The organism is Boseongicola sp. (genome assembly GCF_057460485.1).
Genome location: NZ_JBVCWP010000283.1, coordinates 1 through 4,873 on the forward strand (window position 1 = coordinate 1; position 4,873 = coordinate 4,873).

General features: G+C 50.0%; 3 protein-coding genes. 1 reads left to right on the forward strand and 2 read right to left on the reverse strand.

Annotated features, from left to right (window positions below):
• Window positions 1-1,153: 1,153 nt before the first annotated feature.
• Entirely contained in the window at window positions 1,154-2,536 is a 1,383-nt protein-coding gene (locus AC221Y_RS20335; RefSeq protein ID WP_486708210.1) for a sensor histidine kinase, read from the forward strand.
• 80 nt (window positions 2,537-2,616) lie between these two features.
• Here AC221Y_RS20335 and AC221Y_RS20340 read toward each other — a convergent pair whose 3' ends face one another.
• Both AC221Y_RS20340 and AC221Y_RS20345 read right to left on the reverse strand, forming a co-directional pair.
• Window positions 2,617-3,963 carry a cytochrome P450 gene (locus AC221Y_RS20340; protein ID WP_486708211.1) on the reverse strand — a complete coding sequence of 449 codons (1,347 nt, stop codon included), beginning with the start codon at window positions 3,961-3,963 and terminating at the stop codon, window positions 2,617-2,619.
• A 343-nt stretch (window positions 3,964-4,306) separates the two neighbouring features.
• On the reverse strand, window positions 4,307-4,873 hold a 567-nt coding region (locus AC221Y_RS20345; protein WP_486708212.1), incomplete at its 5' end, for a hypothetical protein.

Here is a 4,873-nt window from a genome sequence, read left to right on the forward strand (position 1 = left end):
CAGCTAACGCTTACAGTGAGGCCGATGTTCTACAAAAAAGAACGATGTAGAAAAGCGTGTCGGCCTCTTCCCGCCACACATCCCCAATCACGCCGTCGCTATAGCAGAGATAAGCAGCAAGTGCTGCGTCACATCTGAGAGGTTAGCGATGAGCAAGAAACCACGTGAAGATAACCTGCTGGAAACTTATCCAAATGGCGGTCGGTGGGGCATCAAGGCCCCAAGGATGCTGTTGCTGAACGAGCCTTAGCTGGATCGGCTGAACAAACCTCGGTTTGTTGCATCGCTTCGTCACCCGGCGGAAGTTGTTTGATCGCTACGCGCGCGGCAAACCGACTTCACTAAGGATGCCCCGCTGTTTGATCTCTGGCGAACCTATAGTCAGGCCCTGTTGACGATGTGGGAAAAAGATCCTTTCCCGATCATCAACTTCAACAGCTCTCCGACGGATTATGCACGCCAGATTGCAGCTTTGTCTTGTCCCTCATTGATCACCTTGATGCACGAAGCGCCTCGTCATCATTTACCTGAGTCCCTGAATTTCATCCAGTTTTGTGTAGAGCTAGGGGCTCAGGTTAATCTCTGAAACATACTGTTTCCACAGCCAAGGCGCGATCAGGACAATTTTGCCCAAATTATGCCAAAGTATCCCAGCAAATGGTTTCAGCATTAGATCGCCAATTAATAAGAGAGGTTAATGCTGTGTTCAGTGAATACGCGAGAAAGAATGACGCAACAGACATAAACGGAAGCAGTAAGCCAAGGTCGCAATCAAGACATGACAAGTTTCCTGCGCTCATTGATCAGACAGAAATTGATGAAGGGTGCCACCCGATTACTCTTTCAAAGCTCCGCAAGTGGATATCCAGCGTGACTGGCAGGTAGTGAAGCGCTAGGCACGCACCGCTTGCTCCGGCGCTTCAAAGACGCCCAAAGATACGCATCAACGGGAAAATGCAACTAAAGCGAGATCATCAGACTACAAACTAGTCAAAAATGCTTGATGAGCTCTGGCCTGGCCCTTACTGCCTGACGTCGGCACATTTCAGACAGAATGACAAACTTTAACCGGAAAGCAGACCCATTCCTTCCATAAGATTATGTGACAATACTACTCGTTTAAAAGATAACAGAAATTTAGACAGGTCAAATCATGAGGCTTTCTGGAGTTGATCAGCCGAAAGATTCGGCTTCGGCGGCCGACGCCAAACTGCTTCAAAACCTGAAAGACTATACTTGGGGCGCATTCGCGCTGCTCTGGCAGCGTCAGGCCATCTATCTTGCGACCACACTGCTGACGGCTTTTTACTTTGATGCTGTCAATGCCGCGATCTTCTATTGCACGATCGTCTTTTGCGAACTTCAGGATATCATAATTGCCAGACGTGTTAGACGGCTGCACGTGAATCAAAAGCGGGCCATACACTCCAGCCTTGTATGGATTCTTCTGAATACGATCCTAAGCTCTGCTGCAATCTGTCTCTATGCCGTATCCGTTGCCTTCAAACAGGAACTCGGTGGCCATTTCACGCCATTATTCTTTCTTTTTGCGGCTGCACTGTTTGCTGCCATGAACAACCACCAACTGGTGCTGGCGTTGGGCATCAGGTTGGCAATGTACGGATTATCCTTTTTGGTCATCGTATTCACGGATATCTGGATATCGCAACCCAGCTTGGATTCAGAGCTTTGGCTGCACTTTTTCACGGTCATCTTTGTGATGTATTTTCTGATCGACTGTTCAATCGTCTTTCTGAGACTATATCAAAAAAATCTGGCACAGCTAGAGGCGCTCAGGCAGGAACATGAGCGAACGAAAGCCGCCTACATCGTAAAGTCCCAATTCATATCGACGGTCAGCCACGAACTTCGCACGCCACTTACCTCGATCAGGGGATCGCTTGACCTTCTGAATTCTGGCGCGATGGGCGAGATTCCGGAAAATATGAAGAGTCTTCTGAACATGGCTGGCAAAAACAGCAAACGCTTGTCCAATCTGATCGACGATGTGCTTGACCTGCAAAAAATCGAAGCCGGGGAAATGAACTATCGCAAGGACTTCCTGAGCGTTCAGGCTCTTGTCAGTGAAGCGGTCAACAGCAACGTCGGCTATGCGACCGCGCATAATGTAACCCTTGTCGAGGAATGCCCCGAGGACACCCCCTTGGTGATCGAAGGGGATGAAACCCGCCTCATGCAGGTCATGGCGAACATGATTTCAAATGCGGCAAAGTTCTCCAAGGAGGGGGGAACAGTGACCGTTGGATACGAGAGCATCGGCGACAAGGTCAGAATTTACGTGAAAGACACAGGCTGCGGAATCCCCGACGGAGCAGAAAGCAAGGTTTTCGGTCGCTTTAGCCAGTTGGATTCTTCCGACCAGCGACGAGCGGCAGGAAGTGGCTTGGGAATGAATATCTCGAAAGAGATTGTGGAACACCATAACGGCATACTTGACTACGTAAGCGAAATTGGATGCGGGACCACCTTTTTCACTGAATTTCTCGCCCACAGAGTGCCACCAGAACTGCCTTGAGCATTTTGCATTTCACTCGATAGAACAGATCAGCTTGAATTTGCGAGTACACGCAAAATCTTCTCTTGCCGTAAGACCGTTCAGACAGGTGTCGCATTCAGAATCATCGGTCCTTCCGGGCGCATCGTGAACGTCAGAACGGGACGTGGAATGGGAACATCGGTCAACGAAAATTCGATCTTGCGCAGAACACTGGCAATCAGAACCATGATTTCGGTTTCTGCATATTGTGCGCCAATACAAACCCTTGGCCCGGCTCCGAAAGGTATAAATTGACCACGAGGAAACTTGTCGGTCAGAAATCGACCGGGCCGGTAGAGGTTCGGCTCTTTCCAGAGTTTCTCGTTGCGATGAAGTGAATAGACGGGAAAGAAGAGTGCATCCCCCTTCTTGAACGTAATGCCCTTGATCGTCAGGTTTTTCGCGGCATCGCGGGCAAAAAATGCAGCCGAGGGATAGAGACGCAGCGTCTCATTGATATGTGCCCTCAGCAGATCCATTTTCTGAATATCGTCAAACGTCACAGGCCCGTCGGGACAGATGGACAAAATCTCCTCTCGAATCATCGTCTGCACCTCGGGATACAGCGCTAAAAGATAATATCCCCAGGCCAGCGCATTGGCGGATGTCTCATGCCCTGCGACGACAAATGTGAGCAGATTGTCAACCGTAGTCGCGATATCCTCATAGTCATCGTCCAGCGCCGCAATCATCAAGTCCAGGAAATCCTGCGGAATGTCCCGGTTCTCCTCACGCCTGTTTTCGATGACCTGCCGCGCAAGAACTCGCATATTTCTAACTGGCTTTTTACTCCGCAACCATTTCCGCCGCGGAATCCATTTCGGCAACCGCATAAGATCAAAAAGCGAAATCTCTGAGATGTATTCGAAGTATATCTTCAGCCCGGCCCTTATTTCTTCCGCCGACACCTCTTCGTTCCCGGAAAAGATGACCCGTGAAATATTCGTAATGGTGGAGGCCGGCGCCATTTGTGTCACGTCTACAATCCCGTGCCCTTCACATAAGGAATCCGCGACCTCGATGCCGGTTTCAGAAAAATGTGTTGCCAGAAGCGGCAAGTTCCGCGCCGCAAACAAAGGGGAATACCGCTGACGCTGTTTTCTCCATTTTTCACCTTCAGCCAAGATAAGACCGTTACCGACTGCTGAACCGATAATGTCCTTGGTGAATTTGGCCTTCGGAAAATGTCGCCCACTACCGACTAAAAGTTCCGTAATAATTTCGGGATCACAAATGTAGTGAATATTCAAAGGCCCCCGAACGTAGGTTTCGACCGAGGTTTCAATTGGAATGACCTCTAGCATATTTCGTCCGGCCAGCCGCGCAAACTCCATCAGCCCGACGGGTTTTGTTGCAAGCTTGGCCGCAATTGGCACCGCCTCGAATGACACTGGTGTCGTCATCATCACCCCCACCCCAAATTGCCAACCATTGGCTTTTGTTTTCACCTCCACACCCCATATGAGGGCGTTGCAAGACTCAAACATAGCCACCAGAAAAATTCGGAAACGATTTCATTAACTCAGCCCAAAACATCCAGTCAACGATACGACCGTGCCGTGGGGCTCGTCCCTATTACTTCCGCAATCGAAACGGATGCCAAAGGAGTGTTAACCATGCGCGTCATGTTCGGCAAGGGCAGCGGAAATATCCGGGCAAATGGTCGGTGATCTGTTGTGGGTGGGGTTGAAGTGTACCCTGTCAACACTCGGTGCCAAGCTGGAGCGGGAAACAGTTCTCGCGAAAAATCTACTCGATGTTCAGATAGCTGTCTTCACCAAATAGTTCTCGCAACACGCGTTCATAAACCCGCTTTTTCCCCTTTTTCGGAGGGAGACAATAGCCGTCTACATCGAAACTTTTCGCGTAGTCGTTTTTCCGTATCTCGGTTTCAAGATCCTTGGCGCAGTCAATGGCTCTTTTAAGTGCTCCGGTCGCGGTGCTCCGGGACAACAGGCGCATCGATACCGGCTCTCCTGCCAGGACCTCGACACGCTCATCCGTTACATGCTGTCTTAGTTGCGCGCCTATCATCTCGCCAAGACTTACTGTTCCAAGGATGGAATCCGTCACTTTCTGGCCATGCAAAATAATTAGGAAAACGCCTTTGCCACGGTATGAGAAAACAAAATCCATGCCATCTGCGGCGCCTTGAATGCAAGATGCCACGTCCTGGATGGCGTCCCGAAAGCCTTCACAACCAACATGGTGATAAAAGAGATCGGCATCCTGCAATATGACGGAAATGGCTTGTGAACCAAACATCTTGCGCCGCGCGAGTTGGGCCGCGTAGTTGTCAAATTCGATATATCGGAG

Coding starts and splice junctions, on each gene's coding strand:
- AC221Y_RS20335 (WP_486708210.1), top strand. CDS start 1,154: ATGAGGCTTTCTGGAGTTGATCAGCCGAAAGATTCGGCTTCGGCGGCC.
- AC221Y_RS20340 (WP_486708211.1), bottom strand. CDS start 3,963: ATGATGACGACACCAGTGTCATTCGAGGCGGTGCCAATTGCGGCCAAG.